The organism is Dactylosporangium sp. CA-139066 (assembly GCF_050936175.1).
Lineage (GTDB): Bacteria > Actinomycetota > Actinomycetes > Mycobacteriales > Micromonosporaceae > Dactylosporangium.
The window spans coordinates 8585535-8610678 of record NZ_JBNJNH010000001.1; the positions used below are offsets into that span (position 1 = coordinate 8585535).

Here is a 25144-nt window from a genome sequence, read left to right on the forward strand (position 1 = left end):
GCCCGCCGGGCCACGTCCATCACCGGCTGGGCGCCGCCGCCACGGCCGGCTCGGCGGCCGCCGCCCGCTGACGCCCGGCCAGCGCCCCGAACGTCAGCTGGGCCACGGCGAGCGCGGCGAGCAGCACCAGCGCCGCCCGCCAGCCGCCGGTGTGCTCGGCCAGGGTCCCCGCCGCGACCGGCCCGCAGGCGGCCAGCAGGTATCCCACCGACTGCGCCATGCCCGACAGGTGCGTGGCCTCGCGGTGGGTGCGGCCGCGCAGGCTGATCAGCGACAGCGCGACGACCAGGCAGGCGCCCTGCCCGAGCCCGGCCACGACCGCCCAGACGACGGTGAGCCCCGGCGCCAGCAGCAGCCCGAGCACGCCGGCCAGCATCGGCGCGCAGGCCACCACGGCCCCGCCGGTCAGGCTCGGCGAGCGGCGCAGCAGCAGCGGGATGGCGAGGCCGCCCGCGATGCCGAGCACCTGGAAGACGAAGAGGTGCAGCCCGGCGGTCTGTGCGTCGGCGCCCGACGCCGCGTCGATCGTCGGCAGCCAGGTGACGAGCACGTAGTACGTCGTGGACTGCAGTCCCATGAAGGCGGTGATGAGCCAGGCCGCCGGCTGGCGCCACACGCTCGGGTGCGCCGGCTCCGCGGCGGGTCCGGCGGCGGGCGTGGCCGCCGCGGCCGCGGCCGCGGGCCGGGCCGCGCGGGCGCGGGGCAGCCAGACGGCGGCGACGGCGACGGCGAGCAGGGCCCAGATCGCCAGGGCCGCACGCCAGTTGCTCGCCGCGGCCAGGGGCACCGCCAGGGCGGAGGCGGTCGAGGCGGCGAGGGTCATGGCGGCGGTGTAGAAGCCGGTGGCCCGCGACACGTGCGCCGCGTAGTCCCGCCGGATGATCACCGGCACCAGGACGTTGCCGACGGCGATCGCGGTGCCGATGACGAGCGTGCCGAGCCACAGGCCGGGCGCGCCGGTGTAGGAGCGGGCCACGCAGCCGGCCGCCAGCACGAGCAGCGCCGCCAGGATCGAGCGCTCGGCCCCCAGCGGACCGGACACGCGGTGCACGAGCGGGGAGACGACGGCGAAGGCGAGCAGGGGCAGCGCGCCGAGCAGCCCGAGCAGGGTCTCGCCGAGGCGCTCGCCGGCCCCGATCTGCTGCAGCAGCGGCCCGACGGTGGTGATCGCGGGTCTCAGGCACAGCGCGACCAGGAAGATCGCCGCGGCGCTGCGCTCGCGCATGTGGCCCTCACCTTCGCCCGTGCAAATGTTCGACATTTACATTAACCTGGGAGCATGCCGCTTACGTCTCCTGTGCGCCAGGCGCCCTTGGTGATGCAGGTCGCAGGGCAGTTCCGCGAGCTGATCGAGGCCGGCACGTGGCCGGTGGGCGCGAAGATCCCCGGCGAGGTGACCCTGGCCGGGCAGCTCGGCGTCAGCCGCGGCACGGTCCGGGAGGCGCTGCGGGCGCTGAGCCTGACCGGGCTGCTGGAGCCGCGGATCGGCGACGGGACCTACGTGCGCGCCACCAACGAGATCACCGGCGTCCTCGTCCGGGACGAGCTGTCCGCGCTGACCACGGTGCTGGACACGCGGGCCGGGCTGGAGGCGGCCGCGGCCCGGCTGGCCGCCGTGCACGCCACCGAGGCCGACGTCGAGGCGCTCGCGGCGGCGCTGCGCGACCGCACGGCCGCCCACGACACCGGTGACCGGGACGGATACATCGCCGCCGACACCGCGTTCCACCGGGGCGTGGTGCGGGCCAGCGGCAACCCGCTGCTGGTGCGGCTGTACGACGCGGTGGCCGAGGTGGTCACCGCGTCGATCGAGGACACGGCGGTGCTGCCCGAGGACCCGCGGGTCCGCGACTCGCACGACGTGCTGCTGCGGTGCGTGCGCGGCGGCGACCGCGACGGCGCGGCCGCCGCCTCCTACCACCTCATCGAGTCGGTGAAGGAGACCATCACCCGATGACCACCGTCCTGGCGTTGCGCGACGTCACCTTCCGCCGCGAGGGCAAGCAGATCCTGCACGGCGTCGACCTCACCGTCGCCGCCGGCGAGCACTGGGTGATGCTCGGGCCGAACGGCGCCGGCAAGAGCACGGTGCTCGGCTTCTGCGGCGCGGTGACGCACCCGACCACCGGCACCGTGGAGGTGCTGGGCCGCCGGCTCGGCGCGGTCGAGCTGCAGGCGCTGCGCCGCTCGATCGGGCACGTCAACCCGCGCCATCCGCTGCGCTCGCCGCTGACGGTCCGGGAGGTCGTGCTGACCGGCGTCACCGGCACGGTCGAGACCCCGGCCCGCTGGCGGCCCACCGGCGAGCAGTCGGCGCGGGCCGACGAGCTCATCGACCTCATGGGGCTCAAGGGCAAGGCCGACGAGCGCTGGCCGACGCTGTCGCAGGGCGAGCGGGGCCGCACCCTGATCGCCCGCGCGCTGGTCAGCGACATCCGGCTGCTGCTGCTCGACGAGCCGTCCACCGGCCTGGACGTCGCCGCGCGGGAGCAGCTGCTGGACACCCTGGACCTGCTGCACTCGACGCACCCGGGGCTCGCCTCCGTGCTGGTGACCCACCACCTGGAGGAGCTGCCGTCGCAGACCACGCACGCGCTGCTGCTCGCGGAGGGCCGGGTCGTCGCGGCCGGGCCCACCCGCGAGGTGCTGACGAGCGAGTACGTCAGCGCGACGTTTCAGTACTCGATCCGGGTCGAGCACCGCGACGGCCGCTGGAGCGCACGCGCCCGCCGCTGACGTCAGGCCGGCGGGAGGCCCGCCAGGCGCAGGAGCAGGGACTTGACGTCCGTCGCCCTGACGCGGTCCAGGGCGAGGTCCGGCGCGTCGCTGAGCCAGACCGGGGCGTCGGCGTCCGCCGCCGGCAGCAGGCCGTGCGAGCCGCGCACGGCCCGGGCGCCCTCGTCCAGGCCGACGACGCTCATGAGGTACCGCATCCCGGTCTTCTTGCGCAGCAGCGCGACGCCGGCCCGGGCCTTGGCCGCGCCCGGTGACGCCGGGTCGAAGAACAGCTCCGCGGGGTCGTAACCGGGCTTGCGGTGGATCTCCACCAGGCGCGCGAAGTCCGGCTTGCGGGCGTCGTCGAGCCAGTAGTAGTAGGTGAACCACGCGTCCGGCTCGGCCAGCAGGACCAGCTCGCCGGCGCGCTCGTGGTCCAGGCCGTGGCGCTGCTTGCCGGCCGCGTCCAGCACCTCGCCGACGCCGGGCAGGGCGGCCAGGAGCTTGCCGACCAGGGCCACGTCCTGCGGGTCGCGGACGTAGACGTGCGCGACCTGGTGGTCGGCGACGGCGAAGGCCCGCGACGTCCACGGGTCCAGGTACTCCATGCCGTCCTGGACGTAGACGTTGAGCAGCCCCTCGGAGCGCAGCAGGCGGTTGACGTCGACAGGGCGGCTCGCCTCCGTGATGCCGTACTCCGACAGGGCCACCGTCGTCGCGCCGCGGGCCCGGGCGGCGTCCAGCAGCGGGCCCAGCACGGTGTCCAGGGCCGCCGCCGCGGCCGCCGCGCGCGGGTCCGACGGGCCGTAGCGCTGCAGGTCGTAGTCGAGGTGCGGCAGGTACACCAGGGTCAGGTCCGGGTTCTTGTCCGCCATGATCTGCACGGCGGCCTTCGCGATCCACTCCGACGACGGCAGGCCGGCGTTCGGGCCCCAGTAGGTGAACAGCGGGAACGGGCCGAGGCGCGCCACGAGCTCGTCGTGCAGCGCCGGCGGGTACGTGTAGCAGTCCGGCTCCTTGCGGCCGTCGGCGTAGTAGATCGGCCGCGGCGTCACGGTCCAGTCGACGTCGGCGCCCATGGCGTACCACCAGCAGACGTTGGCGACGGTGTAGCCGGGCTCGGACCGGCGGGCCGCGTGCCACAGCTTGTCGCCGCCGACGAGCGCGTTGTGCTGGCGCCAGAGCAGGACCTCGCCCACGTCGCGGAAGTACCAGCCGTTGCCGACGATGCCGTGGCCGGCCGGGGTCTCGCCGGTCAGGAACGTCGACTGCACCGAGCACGTCACGGCCGGCAGCACCGGCTCCAGCGGCACCGCGGTGCCGAGCCGGGCCAGGTTGGGCATGTGCGGCAGCAGCCGCGGGGTGAGCCCGACGACGTCGAGCACGACCAGGGGGCGGCTCATCGAACCTCCATCGTTTTGAGTCCGAGGTCCTGCAGGGTGTCGCGGGCGTAGGCGAGCTCGGCCGCCATGCCGTGGGCGAGGGCCTGCGGGCCGGCGGGGCGCTGGGCGGCCGGCAGGACGTTCCAGGTGTACGTCTCGACCTCGAGGTGGTCGCAGGCGGCGATCGGGCCGCCGACGAGCGCGCCGAGACCGGCCCGCAGCACGCCGGTGGTGGAGCGCAGCGGCGGCTCCGGGGCGGCGTGCAGCGGCACGTGGTAGTGCACCCGCCACGGGCCCTCGGGGCCGGCGGCGAGGGCCTCGTCGAGGTCGTCGTAGGAGTGCCGGCAGCCGGCGGTGCGGGTCTGGTGCAGGAAGCGGGGCTCGGCGTAGCGCTCCACGACGTCGCGGGCGCCGGCCGGGTCGGCGACCTCGAGCGCGGCCGACACCTGGATCTTCACCACCGGCAGGCCGGCGCGGGCGAGGCGCTGCACGGCGGTGACCGGGTTCTCCCAGGCGCAGGCGAGGTGGGCGAGGTCGACGCAGACGCCGACCCGCTGCCGGTCCACATTGGACAGATGGACGGTGGCCTGCAGCGTGTTCTCGATGACGCAGCCGGGCTCCGGTTCGAAGGCGACGCGGACGGTACGCCCCGTCAGCACCTCCAGCCCCGCCAGCCCCTGTGCGAGGGCGTCCAGCGCGCGGTGCACCCGGGCGACCTGCGGCGAGTTCCACGGGTCGCGCCAGCCCAGCGGCAGCGTCGAGATGGAGCCGCGGGCGGCGTCGTCGGGCAGCAGGTCGACGAGGATCCGGGCCAGGTCGAGGGTGTAGCGCAGGCGGGCGGGGTCGGCCCAGTCCGGGTGGTACACGGCGCGCTTGACGACGGGGGCGTGGAACTCGCGGTACGGGAACCCGTTGAGGGTCACCACCTCCAGGCCGCGCGCGTCGAGCTCGCGGCGCAGGCGGCGGCGCAGGGCGGCGTCGGCGGCGAGCTCGGCGGCCACCCCGGCGCTGAGCCACAGGCCGAGGCCGAGCACGTCGGAGCCGAGCCGCTCGCGCATCGGCGTCGCGTACGTGCCGAGCTGCTCCAGGATCCCGCGCAGGTCCTCGGCCGGGTGGACGTTGGTGCCGTACGCCAGGTGCACCACCTGCCCGTCGGGGTGCCGCAGCCGCATCAGGAGCCCCCGCGCAGGATCGAGTTGCCCTCGAAACTCGCGCTGGGCGTGGCCGCGGCGTCCACGTCGGACAGGTCGAGGCGCTTGGACTGCCCGTAGAACTCGACCGGGTTGCGCCACAGGACCCGGTCGACGTCGTCGTCGGTGAACCCGGCGGCCAGCATCGCCTCGCCGGTGCGCCGGGTCAGCAGCGGATCGGAGCGCCCCCAGTCGGCGGCGGAGTTGACGAGCATCCGCTCCAGGCCGTACTCGCGCAGGATGTGCACCATCCGCTCGGCGGTCATCTTCGTGTCGGGGTAGATGGAGAAGCCCATCCAGCACCCGCTGCCGGCGACCGCGCCGACGGTGACCTCGTTGAGGTGGTCGACGGCGACCCGGCCGGGCTCGATGCCGGACTCGCGCACGACGTCGAGGGTGCGTTGCGTGCCGCGGGCCTTGTCGCGGTGCGGGGTGTGCACGAGCGCGGGCAGCTCGTGCTCGACGGCGAGGGCCAGCTGTGCGCAGAACGCGTCGTCCTCGTCGGGGGTCATGGAGTCGTATCCGATCTCGCCCACCGCGACGACGCCGTCCTTCTCGAGGTACCGCGGCAGGATCTGCAGCACGTCCCGGCATCGCGGGTCGTTGGCCTCCTTGGGGTTGAGCGCGATCGTGGCGTGGTGGCGGATGCCGAACTGCGAGGCGCGGAACGGCTCCCAGCCGACGAGGGAGTCGAAGTAGTCGGTGAACGAGCCGACGTTCGTGCGCGGCTGGCCCAGCCAGAACGCGGGCTCGACGAGCGCGCGGACCCCGGCGGCGGCCATCCGCTCGTAGTCGTCGGTGGTCCGGGAGGTCATGTGGATGTGGGGGTCGAAGATGCGCATCACGAGACCCTCTCCTGAAGTCGGTGCAGCAGCTCGGTGGCGTCGGCGGCGAGCGTGCGCCCGGCGGCGCGGCGCTCCTCGGCGAGGCCGCCGAGCATGGTGGCGAGCTCGGCGTCGGCGCGCTCGTCGAGGCCGGCGACGCCGGCCAGCGGCAGCTGCATGAAGACGGCCTTGAGCACGCCCTGCCGCCACGCCGGCGCCGGCAGGGCCCGGGCGGCGGGCCCGAGCGCGGCGGCGACGAGCCGGGTGTCGTTGGTGCGCAGCGCGTCCAGCAGCAGCGGCTCCACGGCGGCGGCCGGGAGGTCCAGCAGGGGCAGGGCGCGCAGCACGGCGCGCTTCTCGGCGGCGTCGCCGTAGCGGTAGAGCGGCTCGACCTCCGCCGTCCCCTTCGGCAGCCGGGCCAGCAGCAGCACGCGGGCCGCGTCGTCGACGCTCCACCCCTCGGGGGCGGCCAGCATCCACCGCCCGCAGCGGCGCCCGGCGGCCGGGAAGAGCCGCCCGATCGCGGAGGGCTGGCGGGTCACCGTCTCCAGGGCGGTGTCGAGCCAGACGGTGTCCGCCAGTTCCGCCTTCAGGGCCGCGTAGAGGGTTTCGGTACTCACGACACCTCCTGGAATCGCTCCTGGGAACGCTGCTCGGCCTCGCGCAGGAAGGCCAGCGAGTCGCGGGCCACGCCGGGCGCGGCGTGGCTGTGGCGGGGCAGCTCGACGGCGACGAGGCCGCCGTAGCCGATCTCGGCGAGGGCCCGCATGACGGGTGGGAAGTCGACCTCGCCGGTGCCGAACTCGAGGTGCTCGTGCACGCCCCGGACCATGTCGTCGATCTGGACGTTGACGAGGGAGCCGCCGGCGCGGCGCACGCACTCGTCGGCCGGCACCGGCTCCAGGCACCGGCAGTGGCCGATGTCGAGGGTCAGCCCGAAGTGCACGGGCGCGCCGAGGTCGGCCCGCAGCCGCTCCCAGTCGGCGATCGACTCGACGAGCATGCCGGGCTCGGGCTCGAAGCCGAGCATCATCTCGGCGCCCTCGGCGGCGGCGAGGACCTCGGCGCAGCCGCCGGCGAGGCGCCGCCACGCCTCGTCGGGGGCGAGCCCGGGCGGGCGGACGCCGGCCCAGAAGCTGACCGCCTCCGCGCCGAGGTCGGCGCCGATGCGCACGGCCCGGCGCAGGAACTCCAGGCGCGGGCCGGGCTCGTCGTGCAGCAGCGTCGGGGCGTGCTTGTGCCACTTGTCGAGCAGGTACCGCGCCCCGGTCTCGATGACGACGCCGAGGCCGAGCTCGTCGAGGCGGTGGGCGACGTGGCGCACGTTGCGGTACAGGTGCGCGTCGAACGGGTCGAGGTGGTGGTGGTCGAGGGTCAGCGCGACGCCCTCGTAGCCGAGGCCGGCGATGACGTCGAGGGCGTCGTCGAGGCGGTGGTTGCTGAAGCCGTTGGTGCCGTAGCCGAAACGCAGCCCGCTCATGTCGGCGACACCCTCCTGGACAGCAGCCGGGCGAGGGGGGCCACGGCGGCGACGGCGATGCCGAGCAGGGGGCGGCCCGCCCGGGCGGTGAGCGCGCCCTGCAGCGCGGGCAGGTTGAGGATGCCGGCGCCGACCGAGGCGCGGACCCGGGCCGCGTCCGGGTTGCGGACCGCCGCCAGTTGCGGTGTCCCGTAGCGGTACGCGTACCAGCCCGCCAGCGCCGCCGGCACCGCCGCGCGCCGGGAGGCGGCGGCCGACACGGCGACGGCGGCGGTCCCGGCGAGGGTGGCCTTCGGCAGCGCCGGCGTCGCGCCGTCCACCTCGGAGCGCGACAGGGCGGTCACGGTGTAGGTGTGTGCGAACACGGTCGCGGCCGGCCACGCGGCCCGGCGCAGCCGCCCGCCGGAGGCGCCGAGCAGCACGTCGAGGGCGCGGCAGGCGGCCATCGCGGCCGGGCCGGCCGGCGTGGACTTGAGCCCGAGGTCGTACGCCCACACCGCCCCCGCGAGGGGCACCGCGACGGCGAGGGCCTTGCGGCCGCCGGCCAGCCCGGCGGCGGCGACGCCCGCGGCGGTGAGCCCGGCGGCGACGCCGAGCGCGGTGCCCGGCGCGATCCGGCCGGACGGAATCGGCCGCTGGGGCCGCTCGACGGCGTCGACATCGCGGTCGGCCCAGTCGTTGGCGGCCATGCCGGCCCAGTACAGCAGCACGCTGGCCCCGGCCAGCCCGGCCGTGCGCGGCCCGAGCCGCCCGGCCGCGGCCGCCCCGGCGACCACGTCGCCCGGCACGGACAGCGCGGCCGGGGCCCGCACGAGCTCCACGTAGTCGCGCCAGGACGCCGCCGGGCTCACCGCAGGCTCGCGGTGAACGCGGCCAGGGCCTCGAACTGGGCGGCCAGGCCGTGCTCGACCTCGCCGAGGGGATCCTTGAAGAAGAAGGCCAGCTCGGGCAGCGGCCCGACCCGCCCGTTGCGGTGCGCGGCGGCGGTGAGCCGGGCCAGGTCGAGCACGAGCGGGGCGGCGAGCGCGGAGTCGCAGCCGTGCCACGTGAACTCCATGCGCATCGGCGTGCCCAGGAAGCCGGCGAACGTGACGAGGTCCCAGGCGGTCTTGAAGTCACCGATGTCCGGCACGTACTCGATGCGGGTGTGGCCGTCCGGGACGTATCCGAGGGTCTCGCCCAGCACGCGCTGCTTGCTCGCCGACTTGGCCGCGTTGGCCGCCGGGTCGGCCAGGGTCGCCCCGTCGCCGCCGCCGAGCAGGTTGAGCCCCGACCACGACCGCACGGCGAGCCGGCGCATCGCGAACATGGGGGCCAGCACCGACTTCAGCAGCGTCTCGCCGGTCTTGCCGTCGTGGCCCGCGTAGGGCACGCCGCGCGCCTCGGCCAGCTCGTGCAGCGCGGGCAGCCGCGCGCCGGTCGACGGGGTGAAGTCGACGTAGGCGCACCCGGCCTCGAACGCGGCGTACGCGGCGAGCGAGCTGGCCGGCAGCACCGTCTGCGGCCCGTCGAGCGCCGCCCGCAGCGCAGCCAGGGAGGCGTGTGCCGGGTGCGGCTCGGGCGCGGGCTCGGTCGAGGCGACGTTGACGACCACGACGCGCTCGAGCTCGTGCCGGGCCCGGAACGCGGCCAGGTCCGCCTGGATGGCCGCGGCCGTGCGCGCCGGCGTCTCGGCGTGCGGCAGCGGCCGGACGTCTTCGTCGACTGTGGACAGTTCACTGTGGAGCGCGGCGACGAGCCGCCCCGGCACCACCCCGGCGGCGGCGAGCGTCTCGGCCCGCTTGACCAGCGAGGTGGTGGCGACGTCGTGGCCGCCGAAGACGAGGTCCCCGAACCCCGGCAGCGCACGACGATCCAGGGCCGGATGCTCGGCGACGCATCCGATCGGCTCGGCGAGCCCGGCCCGTAGCGCCGAAGCGCCGACAATGCTGGTGACGGCGACGGATCCGCGCGCGCCAACCAGCCACACACCCGTACGCACGGGCTCCTCCTAGGGGTGAGCGATCTGTGTGACAGTTAGGAGGTCAGATGGGGTTGGGCGACATCGCCGACTGTCGCTGGCTACGAAGCCTAGATCGCGGCCACCCCTTTCCGCCAGTACCGACCGAACTTTTATTCAAATCAAAAAAACTTTGCCTCGGTACATCTAAAGTCGTCGGCCTCGGCAGATCCACCGTTCGGCGGCGGTCCATACCCCGCTGGTCACGAGGTAGAGCTCGGCGGCCAGCGGCAGCCACGGCGCGAACGCCACCGTGGCGAACGTCAGCGCCTTGACCAGCCGCGGCGTCTCCCGGGGCAGCTGCCGCACGTTCCAGACGGCGACGGCGGCGAGCACGGCGACCAGCACCCACCCGGGGGCACCGGGGTGCGCGACCAGCCGGGCCGACAGGTCGGCGCCGAACAGGGTGTAGCCGCGCATGGCGCCGCCGGTGAACTCCCGGTACAGCAGCCACACGAACGGCGCCTGCGCGAGCGCCGGCAGGAGACCGGCGAGCGGCCCCGACCCTTCGCCGCGCATCAGCGCGACGGTCTTCTCGGCCAGGACGGCCGGCTCCTGGGCGTGGCGCCGGCGGATCTCGGCCAGCTGCGGCGCGAGGCGCGCGCGGACCCGCTCGGCCCGGTACCCGCGCAGGCTCAGCGGCAGCAGCGCGGCTCGAAGGATGAGGGTGGCGACGACGATGGCGGCGGGCACGGAGCCGAGCCCGCCGGCGAGCATGATGAGGACATGGTGCAGCACGAGACGTGACCTTCCGATTCCGATCCAGCACACGGAGGCCGCCGCCCATACGGGCGGCCGCCGGTTTCAGGTGTGGTGGGTCAGATCCCCGGTGCCCGGGGCCGCGGCCGTCCGGCCGCGTCGGGATCCGCCGAGCGGATCGACTGCCCGCGGGCGGCGCGGGCGCGGGCCGGGACGGCGCGCACCCGCACGGGCCCGGCCGGCGCCGCGGCGACAAGCCGGGCGGCCAGGACGACGGCGATCGCCGCGAGCACCGCGGTGGCGACCGCAACGAGGTCCGCGGGCGTGGACACCGAGGCCCACGCCGCGAAGAGGGTGGTCAACGACCACGACATGCCCCGATGCTACGCGCCGCGGGCAACACCCGCCGCCCGGCCGGCCATGCGCCTCGCGGCCACGACGCCCATGGTGACCGTCAGGAGCGCGACGGCGCCGAGGTAGGCCCGGTCGGGGAGGCTGTCGGCGTTGGCGAGCAGGCCGAACAGCGTGTGACCGGCGAGCGCGCCGGCGCAGGCCGCGACCGTGTGCCGCCGGGTCCAGGCCGGTGACGCGGCCCAGCGGCGCAGCGCGACCGCGGCCGCCGCGGCCACCGCCGCCGCGCCCGCCATCGGCAGCAGCGCCCAGGCGCCGTGGGTGAACAGCGGCTGCCGCGCCCCGCCGAACGGCCAGAGCGCGCCGAGGAAGACCAGCGTGGCCGCGGCGGTCAGGGCGCCGAGCGCGACGGCCCGCGGCGGGACGGCCGAGCGCCCGGGCCGGGGAGCCGGGCGGGCGCGCAGGCGCAGCGCGACGACGGTGAGCGCGACGGCGAGGGCGGCGACGGTCAGGACGGCGGCGAGGGGCATCGTGTAGCCGGGGTCCTCGGCGGGCGGGACGCTGACCCGCAGCAGGGCCGCGCCGAGCAGGGCGATAACGCCGGCCCCGATCACGCCGCCGCGGCGCAGGTACGGTGCCCGGCCGTGGGCGGGGAAGCACAGCTCGGTGACGACGACCGGCACCGTGATGCTGAAGACCGCGTGGTACACGAGGTTGAGCTCGGTGTACGCCGTGTTGATCCCGAACGGGCGCGGGGCCCAGCCGGCGGCGTGGTACAGGTGCGGGCTCGTGAGGCTCTGCAGGGCCAGGCCCTCCTCGACCAGGCCGTAGACCACGCCCATGAGCAGCAGGCTCGCGATGCCGCCGCCCCGGCGGCGCACGACCTCGCGCACGAATAGGGCGCCGCCGCTGTAGACGGGGGCGAAGACCAGCCACGCCCAGGCCATGCGCAGCGGCACCGTGCCCAGCGTGACCTCGGCGACGAGCGGGGCGAGCACCGCCAGCAGCAGCGCGGCGCGCCGGTTGCGCGGCCGCGGGTCGGGCACCCGCGGGAACGCGGCGCGCAGCAGCGGGCGGTTGACGGCGACGATCAGCGCGGCGAGCACCGCCAGCTGGGCGGCCTGCACCGCGCGCAGCCACGCCGGGTACTCGGCGGAGACGAACAGCCAGCCGACGGCGACGAAGCCCACCACCGACACGACGCGGACCCGGCGGTACGCGCGGTACGCGCCGGTCAGCAGCCGGCGAGCGACCCAGACGTACAACATCGCAACGACGAGGACCGGGATCGGCCGCGTCCACAGGGTGCGGGCCGGCTCGCCCGGGTCCGCGCCGGGGTGGCGCCCTCGCTGGTACGCCAGGACGTCGCCCCGGAAGACCAAGGTCAGCGCCGCGAACGTCACGCCGAGCACGAGCCCGGCCACGAGCAGCCCGACGACGAGGCGGACGGCCCTGCGCTGCTGCGGTGTCATCATGCCCTCGACGCTAGGAACGCGGCGGCGCAGGCACTTCCGGCAAGCGACGGGTCTTACGCCTGCGACTTCAGGAGGAGGGCCGCGGCCGGACCAGACCGAGGTCGTAGGCGAGCACGACCGCCTGCACCCGGTCGCGGACGCCGAGCTTGCGCAGGATGGCCGACACGTGCGTCTTGACCGTGGCCTCGGTGACGACGAGCTGCGCGCCGATCTCGGCGTTGGCGGCGCCCCGGGCCAGCAGCATGAGCACCTCCCGCTCCCGGTCGGTGAGCTGCTCCAGTGCGCCGGGCGCGGCCGGCGGCGTCACGTCGGTGGCCACGAACCGGTCGAGCAGGCGCCGGGTCGCGCTCGGGGCGAGCAGCGCGTCGCCGCCGGCCACGACCCGGATCGCCTCGACGAGGTCGCCCGGCCGGACGTCCTTGAGCAGAAACCCGCTCGCCCCCGCCCGCAGCGCCGCGTAGAGGGGCTCCTCCAGGTCGTACGTCGTGAGCATGATGACCCGCGGCGAGTCGGGCCGCCCGGTGAGCCGGGCGGTGGCCGCGATGCCGTCGACGCCCGGCATGCGCACGTCCATGAGCACCACGTCGGGCCGCGTCTGCGCGGCGAGCCGGATCGCCTGCTCGCCGTCGGAGGCCTCCCCCACGACCTCGAGGTCGTCGCGCGCCTCCAGGATCATCCGGAACCCGGAGCGCACCAGCGCCTGGTCGTCGGCGATCAGCACCTTGATCGTCATGCTCACTCCCCCACCGGCAGCCGCGCGCCGACCTCGAACCCGCCGCCCGCCTTCGGCCCGGCGGTCAGGCTGCCGCCGAGCAGCGCGGCCCGCTCGCGCATGCCCGCAATACCCTGCCCGGACCCGTCCCCGGTGCCGCCGCGGCCGTCGTCGCGCACCCGGACGTACACCTCGGAGGCCCCGACGCGCACCAGCACCTCGGCCCGCCCGGCGCCGGCGTGGCGCAGCGCGTTGGTGAGCGCCTCCTGCACGATCCGGTACGCCGACAGCTGCACCGCCGTCGGCACCTCCACGCCCTCGTCACCCTCGCGGCGCACGGTCACGGGCAGCCCCGCCGCGCTCACCGTCTCGGCCAGCCGCTCGACGTCGTCGAGGCCCGGCTGCGGCGGCGGCCGCCCGTCCGCCCGCCCCCCGGCGTCGTCGTCGGCCCGCACCGTGCGCAGGAACCACCGCAGCTCGGTCAGCGCCTGCCGCCCCGCCTGTTCCGTGCGCCGCAGCGCCTCGCGCGCCTTGCCCGGGTCGACGTCGAACACGTCGTCGGCGGCGGCCGCCTGCACCACCATGACCGACACCGTGTGCGACAGCACGTCGTGCAGCTCGCGCGCGATCCGGGCGCGCTCCTCGAGCACCGCCTGCCGCCGCTCCGCCAGCCGCCGCGCGCCGCGGGCCCGCACCAGCGCGCCCCAGCTCCAGGCCAGCACGACGCCGCCGAGCCACAGCCCCGCCATCTCCCAGCGCCCACGGCCGACGGCCGGCCCGCAGGCGGCGAGGATCGCGAGCCCGAGCCCCCAGAGCGCTTCGGGGGCGGGCCGCAGCCACGCGTACGTGCACAGCACCACGAACGCCAGCCCCGGCCCCAGCGACGGGTACAGCACTTGCAGCCCGGCGCTGCCCGCCAGCACAACGGCGGTGCCGAGCCCCGGCCGGCTCCCGAGCCACCAGAACCCGGCCGCCTGCGCGAGCACCAGCAGCCCCGCCGCCACTCGCCCGGCGACGCCGGTGAGCTCGGCCGGCGCGGGCGTGAGGGCGGGCACGGACACGATCACGGCGCCGACGGCGGACAGGATGCGCCATCGCTGCGAGAACCGCGCCGTGTAGCCGTCCCCCATGCCGCCGTACCCTACCCGCGCCACCACGCGCGCGGCGCCGCCGCAGCGATCCCGGCGTGTTCGCCCGCCGGACTCTGAACTGCCGCGAGGAGCTCGGGGCCAGCCACGACGCCGACGGCCGACGCCACACCACGGCGACGCGCGGGCAGCTACTTCGCGGCCGGCGACGGCGCACGCCCCGGGGCCGTGCGGGCGGCCCAGCTGCGGGTTTCACGTCCGCCAGCTCGGCACATTCCCGTCGTCGTCACTCACGCTCAAACGTCTCACCATCCGGACGTCCCGACGATCCGGCGCCCGAAACGGAGAGGTCTACGGCCCGGCTGGCCAGCGGCGGCGCGGCGGCGCCCCGGGGCGGCACCCTGCGGCACGTCGCAGCCGTCGGCGCAGGGACGGGCAGCGGCGCGGGACGGCCAACGGCGGGCGGGGCGGCCAGCGACACGGGCATGGCCAGCGGCGGGCGGAGGCGCGGGGACGGCCAGGGGCGGGCGGAGGCGGCGCGGCGACGGCCGGACGCGGCCGGCGGCCACGGGCAGCGGCGGCCGGCGGCGGACAGCGGCGCGGCAGGCGGGACCGGCAGCGGCGCGGCGACGGCCGGACGCAGCAGGCGGCCACGGGCAGCGGCGGCCGGCGGCGGACAGCGGCGCGGCAGACGGGACCGGCAGCGGCGCGGCGACGGCCGGACGCAGCAGGCGGCCACGGGCAGCGGCGGGCAGCGGCGCGGCAGACGGGACCGGCAGCGGCGCGGCGACGGCCGGACGCAGCAGGCGGCCACGGGCAGCGGCGCGGGGACGGCCGGGCGCGGCAGACGGGGGCGGGCGGCGGCCGGGGGCCGGGGGCCGGGGGGCCGGGGGGCCGGGGGCCGGGGGCCGCGCGGTGGGTGCGGGCTACGGGGCGGGGCGGGACTTGACCCAGGCGGCGATCTGAGTGCGGGAGTCGAGGCCGAGCTTGTTCAGGATGTTCGAGACGTGGACGGCGGCCGTGCGGGGGCTGATGTAGAGGCGGCGGGCGAGTTCGGCGTTGGTCAGGCCCTCGGCCAGGAGGACGGCGACCTCGCGCTCGCGGGGGGTCAGGGCCTGGTCGCCGGCGCCGGCGGTGGCTGGGGCGGACAGGCCGAGGCGGCCGCGCAGGCCGGTCAGTTCGGCGACGCGCCAGCCGGCCCAGCGGGCCAGGTGGGGCTCGGCGGCGCGGGTCTGGTCGCGGGCGGCGTCGAGGTCGCCCTGGGCGAGCAGGCAGCGGGCGGCGCCGAGGTGGCCGGTGCCGCGCTGGGCCGGCAGGAGCATGGTGGGCTCGGCGACGGCGGCGCGGTAGAGGCGCAGGGCGTCGGCGGTGTCGCCGGCGGCCTCGGCGATCTGGGCGTCGGCGAGCCAGCGGTAGGCGTCGTCGAAGAGCGGGTCGTCGATGGCGGCGGCGATGGGGCGCAGTTCGTCGGCGCTCAGGCCGGCGGCGAGGCCCGCGGAGATGAGGTCGTGGGCGAAGTCGCGGCCGGTGACGCCGGTGACGCGGACGGCGTCGAGGACCGTGCGCAGCAGCTCGCGGGCCTGCTCGGTGCGGCCGAGGCGGCAGGCCAGGTGGAACTGCAGGCCGGGGACCGACGTCTGGGTGAGCATCGTGTAGGCGTCGGTGGACTGCTCGATGAGGCCGCGGATGACCATGTCGGCCTTGTCCAGCTCGCCGGCCTCGAGCAGCAGGCCGGCGAACAGCACGCCGTGGTAGTCGCTGCCGTTGCGGGTGCGCAGCAGGCCGCGGTCGCGGCGGCGGGCGGCCTCGAGCTCGGCCAGGGCGGCGCCGAGGTTGCCCTCCTGGACGGCGAGGCGGGCGCGGCCCTGGAAGTAGGCGGCGACGGCCAGCGACTCGAACCCGGCCCGCTCGGCGAACGTCCGCATCCGCTCCAGTGCCGCGGCCCAGTCGGCGGGGCCGCCGGGGAGCAGGTTGTAGAGGTTGTTGAGCGACCGGGCGGCCAGCAGCCACTCGCCGGCCTCCTCGGCCTCCTGCGCCGCCTCGTTGAGCAGCTTGATGCCGTCCTCGACGCCGGCGGCGACGTTGACGAGCGCGGAGCCCTTCTCGACCTTGCCGGCGAGCCAGACGGCGGGCAGGCCGAGCTCCTCGCCGAGGGAGATCGCCATGTCGGCCCACGCGACGGCGCGCTCGGTGTCGTCGTGCAGCATGTATGCCTGGGCGATCGCCGCGTAGGCGTGCGCCTTCGCCGGGCCGTCGTCGAGGTGGGCGATCTCGGCGCGCAGCTGGGCGGCCCGCTCCTGCATGCTGACGCTGCTGCCGATCTCCCAGCTGAGGCGGACCAGCAGCCGCAGCGCGTCGGCGCGATCCTCGCGGGTGGCGGCGGCGGCGAGCCAGCGCCGGCCGAGCTCCTGGGCGTCGTCGAGCAGCCCGGCGAGCCACGCGGCCCGGGCGCCGCACGAGAGCAGCTCGACGTCGTCGGGCAGCTCGTCGAGGCCCATCTCGGCCAGCTGCAGCGCCTGGTACGGCGAACCCATCCCCATGTAGACGTGCAGCCCCCGGCGGGCCGCCTCCACCATGTCGAGGTAGCGCCCGGCGCCCTTGGCGTGGTGTGCGACGAGCGCGTAGTCCTTGCTGCCCGTGGACAGCAGCGTCTCGAGGGCGAGCTCGTGCAGGCGGCGCCGCTGCCGGGCGAGCATCTCGTCGACGAGCGCCTCGCGGGTCAGGGCGTGGCGGAAGCTGAACTCGTCGTCGCCGGTCTCGACCATCAGCCCGCGGCGCACCAGGTTGCGCAGCCCGACGATGAGGTCGTTCTCGTCGAAGCCGGTGACCGCGGCGAGCAGGTCGAAGGGCACCTTCCGCCCGAGGACGGCGGCCGCCTCGACGATGCGCTTCTCGTCGACGTCGAGGTCGTCGACCTGGCGGCGCAGCGCCTCGGCGATGTTCCAGGGCAGCGGACGGTCGCAGAGGGTGTCGAGGTCGGCCTCGCCGTTGGACTTCAGCAGCTCCTCGAGGAAGAACGGGTTGCCGCCGGTGCGGTTGTGCAGCGACAGCGCGGTGCGGTAGGCCGGCGGGCGCCCGGTCGCGGACTTGAGGAACATCGACGTGTCGGCGAGGCTGAGCCGCTCGAGCCGCACGTTGGTCACGGTGTATCGCCGCTCGAGCCGGGTCAGCAGGTCGGCGAGCGGGTGCCGCCGGGTGATCTCGTCGGGCCGGTAGGTGCCGATCAGCAGCCGCGGCCCGGAGAGCTCGGCGATCCGCTCGAACAGCGCGACGCTCTCCGAGTCGGCCCAGTGCAGGTCCTCGAAGACCACGATCGACGGGCCGGGCGTGGTCAGCTGCCGCACGATCTCCAGGCCGGCCTGGATGCGGTCGATCATCGAACGGGACGCGTCGGTCACGATCCGCAGCGGCTCCGGCTCGAGACTCTCCGAGCGGTGGCAGCTGTCGATCGCGTCGAGGAGGACTTCGAAGGGACGGCTGAGGGTGCCGGGATCGGCCTGGCCGTCGAGGACCGGAACCGTCTCGGGCAGCCCCGTGATGAGTTCCTGGACCATGCGGCTCTTGCCGATGCCCGGCTCCCCGCCGAGCATGGCGATGGAAGGCTCGGACCCGTCGAGGAGGCGGCGCAACCGGCGCAGCTCGTCGTCGCGGCCGACCATCACCTGGCTCATTCCGCTACGGCTGGCCCGCACGCCACCAGCCTACCGGCGGGAGGCCGGTGCACAGGCTGTGACGGACGCGACCTGCGCCACCACCGGCGGCGCTCGTCGCCGTGGGCCGGGCGGTCGCGCAGCTCGAGGCCGAGCAGGTCCTGCTGGCGGTGCTGGACCTGGCTGTACAGGAAGGCGGGGTGCATCATGTCGACTCCTTGGCCGGATGGGTTCTCGGTTGTGACTCCATCCTGTCGTCGTAAGGGAATCCTGCCATCTGCACCTGTTACGTATCTTCGGCCGGTGGGGCGGCCTAGTCATGTCCGCGCCGGCTAGTCATGCCGGTCCGGAAACGTCCCCGGCCCGCAAATCAGCAAAGCCCCGGCGCATCGCGGGGACCACCAGGATGGGTGTGGTCCGGGCGACGCGCCGGGGCTCTACTGCCCCCGCGGTTCGGGTCGCGGGTCGTGGGTTGAGGTCTGCCGTCAGGCCGCTACGCGGTCGCGCTGAGCTCTCCGGCGCAGCTTCACGCGGCTTGACCAGTGCTTGGCCTCGTCAAGCATGTGCAGGCGGCGCTGGCGGACGAGCTCGGTGAGCAGACCGTCGTGGACGTTCATGTCGGTACTCCTTCTTCGGTGGAAGCTTGCGTCTCCATACTGTCGAAGTAAGGCCCCGGTTCCATCGGTAACGCTTACGTAATCGGCCCGCGCCGACATACGTAGATGACCGCCGTCGCCGTCTACGTATCCCTAGGCCGGTCTAGTCATCCCGCAAAACCGCAGGTTACGGCCCCGGCTACCGGGGAACGAATGACTACGTGATGCGTATCGGGACGTCCGGATGGCAGTACAAGGACTGGCGCGACCGGTTCTACCCCCGCGACGTACCGCACCGTCTGTGGCTGGAGCACTACGCGGCGGCGTTCGGCACGGTCGAGGTGAACAACGCGTTCTACCGGCTGCCCGAGCGGTCCACGTTCGAGGGCTGGCGCGACCGCACGCCCGACGACTTCGTGGTCGCCGTCAAGGCGAGCCGGTTCCTGACCCACGTGAAGCGGCTGCGCGAACCCGGCGAGCCGGTCGCCCGCCTGCTCGAGCGCGCCGCCGGCCTCGGGCGCAAGCTCGGCCCGGTGCTGCTGCAGCTGCCGCCGACGCTGCCCGCGGACCCGGCGGCGCTGGACGCGACGCTGGCCGCCTTCCCGCCCGACGTCCGCGTCGCGGTCGAGCCGCGGCACGAGTCGTGGTGGAACGGCGAGGTCCGTGACGTGCTGCGGTCGCACAACGCCGCGCTGTGCTGGGCCGACCGCAAGGGCCGGCCGCAGTCGCCGCTGTGGCGCACCGCGGACTGGGGCTACCTGCGCCTGCACGAGGGCCGCGCCGCGCCCTGGCCGCGCTACGGCCGCACGTCCCTGGACACGTGGACCGGCCGCCTGGCCGAGGCGTTCCAGGAGCAGACCGTTTATGTGTACTGCAACAACGACCCCGGCGGCGCCGCCATCGCCGACGCCGTGGCCCTCGCCCACCTCGCCCGCCGCCGCGGCCTCGACGTCGGGCGCGCCCCGGACCGCGTGCCGAACTAGTCGTAGGCTTCCGGCGTGGCCAAGTTCTGCTGCGCGGTGTTCGTGCTCGCCGTCTTTCTCGCGTTCCTGGTGTGGCAGCGCCGCCGCCTGCTCGACCGCAACCGCGACGACCGCCGCTGACCGGCGGCCGCGCCACCGCCCCGGGCCCGGACCCCGGCAACGCCGCCGGACGAACGGCGCACGCCACCCCGTGGCCCGCGGACGTCGGGGTCGGCCACCCCAGGCCACTGCAAACCGGCAGAAACGGCGGCAGAAACGGCGGCAGGTCCATCGCTGCCGGCGTCCCGTCCGCCAGATAACCACCGAAGAGGAAAGCGACGCGCCGGCCGACGAGGGCCGCGCGCGCCGCGGATCTCAACCCCCCGGGCCGCCGAGGCACGCAGTACTGGAGGGAACGGTGAGCGGGGATGTATCAGGCACGACCGAGTCCGACTCTCGTCCAGTGAAGGCCGCACACCCCACCCGCCGGCGAACGACCATCAGAAGTTTCAATTCATCGGATATCCGGCAGAAGCGCCGGACAAACGCGGCGAATGCCGCAAATGGGCACGCCGGACGGTCGTCGGAAGATCGCTCAGGGTGATGACAGGACAACGGAACCGGGACGTTCCCGATATTGTGTGTGTTCGATGTGGTGACCGGAGGGGGGCCGCCCGGATGGGCAAGCACGGGGTCGCGTCGGGACGAGTACGACGGCGCAGAAAACGGTGACCGCAACCATGAACCGCGAGGGGGGCGTGTTCAGCGGGGCGACCGAGACCGTGTTGCACCTGCATCGCGCGGCCAACGCCGTGCGCCAGCACGTGGAACAGGAGGTGCTGCGCCCGCGGCAGCTCACCTGGACCGGCTTCGTGGTCCTGCGCACGGTCTGGGCGGCGAAGCGGATCGAGACGCGGCATGTGGCCGAGCAGGCCGGGATCTCCAAGGCGACGCTCACCGGCGTCGTCGACACGCTGTCCGGGCGCGGGCTCATGCGGCGCATCAACCACCCCGACGACGGGCGGCTGGTGCTGCTGCAGCTCACGCGCAAGGGCCACCGCATGATCCGCGAGCTGCTGCCGGAGTCGCAGACGGCGGAGGCCTACGCGTGGTCCTACCTCGAGCCCGGCGAGCTCACCAGGATCACGGCTGCGCTGCGTGGACTCGTCGATCACCTGGAGCGATCCCGCTAGCCGGGCATTGCCCCGGATCGCCCCGTTGAGGGGGAATGCGTCATTCAGGCCCGCCGCGCTCGTTGGACAGAGACCAGAACAGTGCCATAACAGGTGTGACCTCCGGCGCGGACGATCTGGCGTTCCTGGACTACTGTTCAGGCAGCCACGACGACGGGCTGGAACGCACAAAGGTGTCCGAACGGACACAACGGTTGCATCCAGCGCGGTCTTTTCATCCTCCGGTGGAGCGGGAAGACTGCTCGTGAGCAATACTCCCCCACAACGGCAACGTAAGTCCGTGGAAGGACCCCGATGACCGAGGCAGGCAACCACGACGCAGCCGGCGCGGCCGGCCCGCCGGACCTGCCGCTGCGCTCGGCCGCGCCCGCGAGGCGCGCCTCCGTCGGCGACCTCACGCAGAACGACCCCGTCCGCATCGACGACTACCGGCTGCTCGGCCAGCTCGGCGTCGGCGGCATGGGCACGGTCTACCTGGCGCAGTCGCCGGAGGGCACGCGCGTCGCGGTCAAGCTCGTCCACGCCCACCTGGCCCGCGACCCCCGCTTCCGGGTGCGCTTCGCCGGCGAGGTCCGGGCCGCGCAGCGGGTGCCCGGCTTCTGCACGGCCCGGGTGCTCGACTCGGGCGTGTTCGAGGAGCGGCCGTACCTCGTCACGGAGTATCTCGAAGGCATTCCGCTGTCCCGGCTCGTCGCCGACGACGGCCCGCTCGACCCGGCGATGCTGCACAGCGTCGCGCTCGGCGTCGCGGCGTCGCTGGCCGCGATCCACAACGTCGGCCTGGTCCACCGCGACCTCAAGCCCAGCAACCTGATGGTCACGCTCGGTGGCGTCCGGATCATCGACTTCGGCATCGCCCGGGCGCTCGACGCCGCCAGCGACATCACGGGCACCGGCAACATCGTCGGCAGCCTCGGCTGGGCCTCCCCCGAGCAGCTGCGGGCCGAGGAGCCCACGGCGGCGATGGACATCTTCGGCTGGGGCTGCCTGGTCGCGTTCGCCGCCACCGGCCGCCACCCCTACGGCGGGGAGGAGGCGGCCGCCCGGGCCTGGAAGATCCTCGAGGGCGACCCCGACCTCAACGGCATCCCCGACCCGGTGCGCGACCTCGTCGCCGCCGCGCTGAGCCGCGACCCGGCCGACCGTCCCGACGCCCGGCAGCTGCTGCTCGGCCTCGCCATCGACGACCTGGACGCCGCCACCGTCCCGGTGCAGCGGCGCTGGCTGCGTGGCGCCACGCAGATGTCGCGCCGTCGCGTCACGTCGATGGCGATCGCGCTGCCGATGGCGCTGGCGCTGGTCTTCGCCGCCGCCGAGGGCACCTCGGACCTCATGGGCGGCAACCCCGGCGGCGACTCCCACCACGGCACCACCGGCGGCGACCAGGTGACCACCAACCTGTCCCCGCAGCCCGGCCCGCACGCGACCGCGGGTGGCGGCGGCGGGCACCCCAACGGCGGCGCCACGCCGACGCAGATCGGCAACCCGACCAACGCCGACCAGACCCCGGGGGCGACGCACACGCCCGCCACCCCGGGCACGCCGGTCACGCTGCCGAGCACGATCGTCACGACCACGACGGTCGCGCCGACCACCACCTCGCCGACGACCGACCCCCCGCCGACGACCGACACGCCGCCGCCGACGGAGACGACCGCGCCCGTCCAGGTGCCGGTCAACGGCGCCCCGGGCTGAGCCCGGGCGTCGTCAGACGACGTGGTCGAGGTACCGCTGCAGGGTCTCGGTCAGCACGTCCCCACCGGGACGTGACCAGACGTCCTCGTGAAACACCTCGACCTCGATCGGCCCGTCGTAGCCGGTCGCGTCGACGGCCTCCCGGAAGCGGCGCAGCTCGATGCAGCCCTCGCCGGGCAGGCCGCGCCCGAGCAGCACGCCGGCCGGCAGCGGCGTGATCCAGTCCGCGACCTGGAAGCACGCGATCCGCCCGCCGGCCCCGGCCCGGGCCAGCTGCGCCCAGACCTGGTCGTCCCACCAGATGTGGTACGTGTCGACGGCCACCCCGACGTCCTGCGCCGCATGCTCCTCGGCGATGTCGAGCGCGTTGCCGAGCGTGACGACGGCGCAACGATCGGACGCGAACATCGGATGCAGCGGCTCGATCGCGAGCCGGACGCCGGCCGCGCGCGCGTACGGTACGAGCTCCCCGATCGCGTCCGCGATGCGCCGCCGCGCCCCGTCGAGGTCGCGGCTGCCGGCCGGCAGGCCGCCGCTGACGAGCACGAGCACGGGCGCCCCGAGCGCGGCGGCCTCGTCGATCGCCCGGCGGTTGTCGTCGCGCCAGTCGCCGGCGGTGAAGAACCCGCCGCGGCACAGCGTCGTGACCTCGAGCCCGGCCGCGCGCACGAGCGCCGCGGTGCGCTCGACGCCGTACGTGTCGACCTGGTCGCGCCAGAGCCCGATCCCCGGCACGCCGGCCGCGGCGCAGCCCGCGACGGTGTCCTCCATCGGCCAACGCTTGGTGGTCGCCTGGTTCAGCGAGAACCGGGACAGGTCGCCCATTGCTCCTCCGATTCGCATTTCTTGGATGTCGTACCCCCAGACCGGCGCCGACCACGCAACGCGCACATAACCGATAAATCCGATATGTCCGTCACGAAGTGGCGGACATATCGGATCGCGGCTCGCCCCTCAAGCACCGTTCCCGCCCGGCCAACGTTCCGTCTGGGCGACGTAAGGCCCCGCCCCCTCAAGAACCGTTCCGTCCGGGCGACGTGGAGGTTCCGACCGTGAGAGCGGTTCCCGCCCGGGCGACGAAGATGGATTCCACCTGGCCCGCGAGATCGGTGCCGACGTCAGGTTCACGGCCGGCGCCCGAGCAACGGGTGCCGGCCGGCCGTCGACAACGCGTTCGACGCAGACCGACGCCGCGGCGGGAAAGGCGCGGGGCGGTAGTGCGCCCCAGCCCGAGCCGGCCGGGGCGGAGCACTACAGGTCCAGCGCCGGGATCTCGATGCGGCGGCCCGTGCGCGCCGACTCCAGGCCCAGCTCGGCCAGCTGGACGCCGCGGGCGCCGGCCGCGAAGTCCCACGGGAACTCGGTGCCGTCGACCACGTGGTGCAGGAAGCGCTCCCACTGCACCTTGAAGCCGTTGTCGAACGGCTCGTTGTCGGGGACGCGCTGCCACTGCTCGCGGAAGCGCTCCGTGGCCGGCAGGTCCGGGTTCCAGACGGGCTTCGGGGTCGAGCCGCGGTGCTGGATGTGGCACTCGCGCAGGCCCGCGACGGCGCTGCCGTGGGTGCCGTCGACCTGGAACTCGACGAGCTCGTCGCGGTACACGCGCACGGCCCAGCTCGAGTTGATCTGGGCGATGGCGCCGCCCTCCAGCTCGAACGTGCCGTACGCGGCGTCGTCGGCGGTGGCCTCGTAGGGGGCGCCGGACTCGTCGACCCGCTGCGGGATGTGGGTGGCGATCGTGGCCTGGACCGAGCGGACCGGGGCGAAGATGCGCTCCAGGACGTACTGCCAGTGCGGGAACATGTCCACGACGATGCCGCCGCCATCGGCCGCGCGGTAGTTCCACGACGGGCGCTGGGCGGGCTGCCAGTCGCCCTCGAAGACCCAGTAGCCGAACTCGCCGCGGACCGACAGGATGCGGCCGAAGAAGCCGCCCTCGACCAGGCGGGCGAGCTTGCGCAGGCCGGGGAGGAACAGCTTGTCCTGGACCACGCCGTGCTTGACGCCGGCGGCGCGGGCCGCGCGGTAGAGGTCGACCGCGGCCGCGGTGTCGTCGGCCAGGGGCTTCTCGGTGTAGACGTGCTTGCCGGCCTCGATCGCGGCGCGGATGGCCTTCTCGCGCTGCTGCGTCACCTGGGCGTCGAAGTAGATCTGGACGTCGTCGCGGGCCAGGGCCGCGTCCAGGTCCGTGGTCCACTCGGTCAGGCCGTGGCGCTCGGCGATCTCCTGCAGCTTGGCCGGGTTGCGGCCGACCAGGATCGGCTCGGGCCAGACGCGGCGGCCGTCGGCCGCCGGCAGGCCTCCCTCCTCCCGGATGGCCAGCAGCGAGCGGACCAGGTGCTGGCGGTACCCCATGCGGCCGGTCACGCCGTTGAGGACGATGCCGATCGGAACGCGGTTCACATGTCTCCTCGGGGGATATAGGTCTCGAGCAGGCCGCACATGCCGTGCTTGGCCGACTCGGTGGGCTCGGGCAGCACCGACACTCCCCCGTTGGCCAGATACGAAGTGTCGGTCTTGTCCAGGGCGTCGAGCTGGCGGCCGGTCTCCAGCGCGGCGTCGAGCGCGCCGGTCTCCCAGCGGCGGCGCCACTCGGCCAGGCGCGGGGCGACGAGCCGGGCGGCGAAGCGGCAGAACTCGGCGAACGCGGCCGGGCCGGCCTCGCGCAGGGCCAGGAAGCCCGTGACGGCCAGGTCGCGGCGGCGGTACGCCGGCGCGAGGTCGGGCCCGCCGGGCAGCGTCACGGCCGCGCGGTAGGCGTCGTGGTCGGACCAGTAGGGCTCGGGCAGCGTCAGCACGGCGTCGCCGGCCTCCGGCAGGCCGCTGTTCTGCATGAGCACGACGATCTGCAGGCCGCCCTCGTTGACGAGCCGGTGGATGGTGCCCGGGCGGAACCAGGCGACCGTCCCGGGGCGCAGGGGCGTCTCGCGGTAGCCGTCCCCGGACAGCGTCTGCACGTGGCCGGCGCCGGCGGTGACCACGTACCCCTCCGAGCACGTCAGGTGCATGTGGGGCGTACCGCCGTGCAGTCCGTCGGGCGCGGTGGTGTCGTACACCGACAGCCGCGACACCCCGATCGCCCCGGGCAGGTGGAAGCTCATGGCAACACCTCGAATTCAGGAAACCGCTTTCC

At 74.8% G+C, this 25144-nt stretch carries 24 protein-coding genes; 5 read left to right on the forward strand and 19 right to left on the reverse strand.

Annotated elements, in window-relative coordinates; genetic code table 11:
- Nucleotides 1-19: 19 nt before the first annotated feature.
- On the reverse strand, nt 20-1225 hold the full coding sequence (locus ACQEVU_RS39280) for an MFS transporter (RefSeq protein WP_433332849.1): 1206 nt from the start codon (nt 1223-1225) through the stop codon (nt 20-22).
- 93 nt (nt 1226-1318) lie between these two features.
- On the opposite strand from ACQEVU_RS39280, the gene ACQEVU_RS39285 reads away from it, so the two are divergent.
- A complete protein-coding gene (locus ACQEVU_RS39285; protein WP_433335250.1) occupies nt 1319-1957 on the forward strand; it encodes a FadR/GntR family transcriptional regulator in 639 nt (212 codons plus the stop codon).
- Nucleotides 1954-2736, forward strand: a complete 783-nt coding sequence (locus ACQEVU_RS39290; protein WP_433332851.1) for an ABC transporter ATP-binding protein — start codon at nt 1954-1956, stop codon at nt 2734-2736. The genes ACQEVU_RS39285 and ACQEVU_RS39290 overlap by 4 nt, the downstream gene beginning before the upstream one ends.
- A gap of 2 nt (nt 2737-2738) precedes the next feature.
- On the opposite strand, the gene ACQEVU_RS39295 is transcribed toward ACQEVU_RS39290, so the two are convergent.
- The 15 genes from ACQEVU_RS39295 to ACQEVU_RS39365 all read right to left on the reverse strand — a co-directional run bounded on the left by ACQEVU_RS39295 (nt 2739) and on the right by ACQEVU_RS39365 (nt 18182).
- Nucleotides 2739-4118, reverse strand: coding sequence for an alkaline phosphatase family protein (locus ACQEVU_RS39295; protein WP_433332853.1), 1380 nt, complete (start codon nt 4116-4118; stop codon nt 2739-2741).
- Nucleotides 4115-5269 (reverse strand): metabolite traffic protein EboE, encoded by a 1155-nt coding sequence (gene eboE, locus ACQEVU_RS39300; RefSeq protein WP_433332855.1) that lies wholly within the window; start codon nt 5267-5269, stop codon nt 4115-4117. Before eboE ends, ACQEVU_RS39295 begins: the two co-directional genes overlap by 4 nt.
- Nucleotides 5269-6129, reverse strand: coding sequence for a TatD family hydrolase (locus ACQEVU_RS39305; protein ID WP_433335252.1), 861 nt, complete (start codon nt 6127-6129; stop codon nt 5269-5271). The genes eboE and ACQEVU_RS39305 overlap by 1 nt, the downstream gene beginning before the upstream one ends.
- Complete coding sequence (locus ACQEVU_RS39310) at nt 6129-6731, reverse strand: EboA domain-containing protein (protein WP_433332857.1); 603 nt, start codon at nt 6729-6731, stop codon at nt 6129-6131. The genes ACQEVU_RS39305 and ACQEVU_RS39310 overlap by 1 nt, the downstream gene beginning before the upstream one ends.
- A complete protein-coding gene (locus ACQEVU_RS39315; protein WP_433332859.1) occupies nt 6728-7591 on the reverse strand; it encodes a sugar phosphate isomerase/epimerase family protein in 864 nt (287 codons plus the stop codon). The genes ACQEVU_RS39310 and ACQEVU_RS39315 overlap by 4 nt, the downstream gene beginning before the upstream one ends.
- Entirely contained in the window at nt 7588-8442 is an 855-nt protein-coding gene (locus tag ACQEVU_RS39320; protein WP_433332861.1) for an SCO3242 family prenyltransferase, read from the reverse strand. The genes ACQEVU_RS39315 and ACQEVU_RS39320 overlap by 4 nt, the downstream gene beginning before the upstream one ends.
- Nucleotides 8439-9572: an inositol-3-phosphate synthase gene (locus tag ACQEVU_RS39325; RefSeq protein WP_433332863.1), complete on the reverse strand. Its 1134-nt coding sequence runs from the start codon at nt 9570-9572 to the stop codon at nt 8439-8441. The genes ACQEVU_RS39320 and ACQEVU_RS39325 overlap by 4 nt, the downstream gene beginning before the upstream one ends.
- A 165-nt stretch (nt 9573-9737) precedes the next feature.
- The gene (locus tag ACQEVU_RS39330) at nt 9738-10328 is read right to left on the reverse strand and encodes a YidC/Oxa1 family membrane protein insertase (protein ID WP_433332865.1); all 591 of its coding nucleotides are present in this window, start codon (nt 10326-10328) and stop codon (nt 9738-9740) included.
- Between the two features lie 80 nt (nt 10329-10408).
- Nucleotides 10409-10663: a DUF6412 domain-containing protein gene (locus tag ACQEVU_RS39335; protein WP_433332867.1), complete on the reverse strand. Its 255-nt coding sequence runs from the start codon at nt 10661-10663 to the stop codon at nt 10409-10411.
- Between the two features lie 9 nt (nt 10664-10672).
- A complete protein-coding gene (locus ACQEVU_RS39340; RefSeq protein ID WP_433332869.1) occupies nt 10673-12115 on the reverse strand; it encodes a hypothetical protein in 1443 nt (480 codons plus the stop codon).
- Nucleotides 12116-12182: 67 nt separating this feature from the next.
- Nucleotides 12183-12848: a response regulator gene (locus ACQEVU_RS39345; protein ID WP_433332871.1), complete on the reverse strand. Its 666-nt coding sequence runs from the start codon at nt 12846-12848 to the stop codon at nt 12183-12185.
- Nucleotides 12849-12850: 2 nt separating this feature from the next.
- Nucleotides 12851-13957, reverse strand: a complete 1107-nt coding sequence (locus ACQEVU_RS39350; protein ID WP_433332873.1) for a sensor histidine kinase — start codon at nt 13955-13957, stop codon at nt 12851-12853.
- Nucleotides 13958-14841: 884 nt separating this feature from the next.
- Entirely contained in the window at nt 14842-17586 is a 2745-nt protein-coding gene (locus tag ACQEVU_RS39355; RefSeq protein WP_433332875.1) for an ATP-binding protein, read from the reverse strand.
- Complete coding sequence (locus tag ACQEVU_RS39360; RefSeq protein ID WP_433332877.1) at nt 17583-17774, reverse strand: hypothetical protein; 192 nt, start codon at nt 17772-17774, stop codon at nt 17583-17585. The genes ACQEVU_RS39355 and ACQEVU_RS39360 overlap by 4 nt, the downstream gene beginning before the upstream one ends.
- A 276-nt stretch (nt 17775-18050) precedes the next feature.
- A complete protein-coding gene (locus ACQEVU_RS39365; protein ID WP_433332879.1) occupies nt 18051-18182 on the reverse strand; it encodes a hypothetical protein in 132 nt (43 codons plus the stop codon).
- Nucleotides 18183-18385: 203 nt separating this feature from the next.
- On the opposite strand from ACQEVU_RS39365, the gene ACQEVU_RS39370 reads away from it, so the two are divergent.
- From ACQEVU_RS39370 to ACQEVU_RS39380, 3 genes are all read left to right on the forward strand, one after another.
- A complete protein-coding gene (locus ACQEVU_RS39370) occupies nt 18386-19144 on the forward strand; it encodes a DUF72 domain-containing protein (protein ID WP_433332881.1) in 759 nt (252 codons plus the stop codon).
- A 719-nt stretch (nt 19145-19863) separates the two neighbouring features.
- Nucleotides 19864-20316, forward strand: a complete 453-nt coding sequence (locus tag ACQEVU_RS39375) for a MarR family winged helix-turn-helix transcriptional regulator (RefSeq protein ID WP_433332883.1) — start codon at nt 19864-19866, stop codon at nt 20314-20316.
- A gap of 294 nt (nt 20317-20610) precedes the next feature.
- Nucleotides 20611-22011, forward strand: coding sequence for a serine/threonine-protein kinase (locus tag ACQEVU_RS39380; RefSeq protein ID WP_433332885.1), 1401 nt, complete (start codon nt 20611-20613; stop codon nt 22009-22011).
- Between the two features lie 12 nt (nt 22012-22023).
- Here the strand turns inward: ACQEVU_RS39380 and ACQEVU_RS39385 are convergent, their stop codons facing one another.
- The 3 genes from ACQEVU_RS39385 to ACQEVU_RS39395 all read right to left on the reverse strand — a co-directional run bounded on the left by ACQEVU_RS39385 (nt 22024) and on the right by ACQEVU_RS39395 (nt 25112).
- On the reverse strand, nt 22024-22836 hold the full coding sequence (locus ACQEVU_RS39385) for a sugar phosphate isomerase/epimerase family protein (protein WP_433332887.1): 813 nt from the start codon (nt 22834-22836) through the stop codon (nt 22024-22026).
- Nucleotides 22837-23262: 426 nt separating this feature from the next.
- Nucleotides 23263-24414: a Gfo/Idh/MocA family protein gene (locus ACQEVU_RS39390; protein WP_433332889.1), complete on the reverse strand. Its 1152-nt coding sequence runs from the start codon at nt 24412-24414 to the stop codon at nt 23263-23265.
- Entirely contained in the window at nt 24411-25112 is a 702-nt protein-coding gene (locus ACQEVU_RS39395; protein ID WP_433332891.1) for a cupin domain-containing protein, read from the reverse strand. Before ACQEVU_RS39395 ends, ACQEVU_RS39390 begins: the two co-directional genes overlap by 4 nt.
- Nucleotides 25113-25144: the final 32 nt, after the last annotated feature.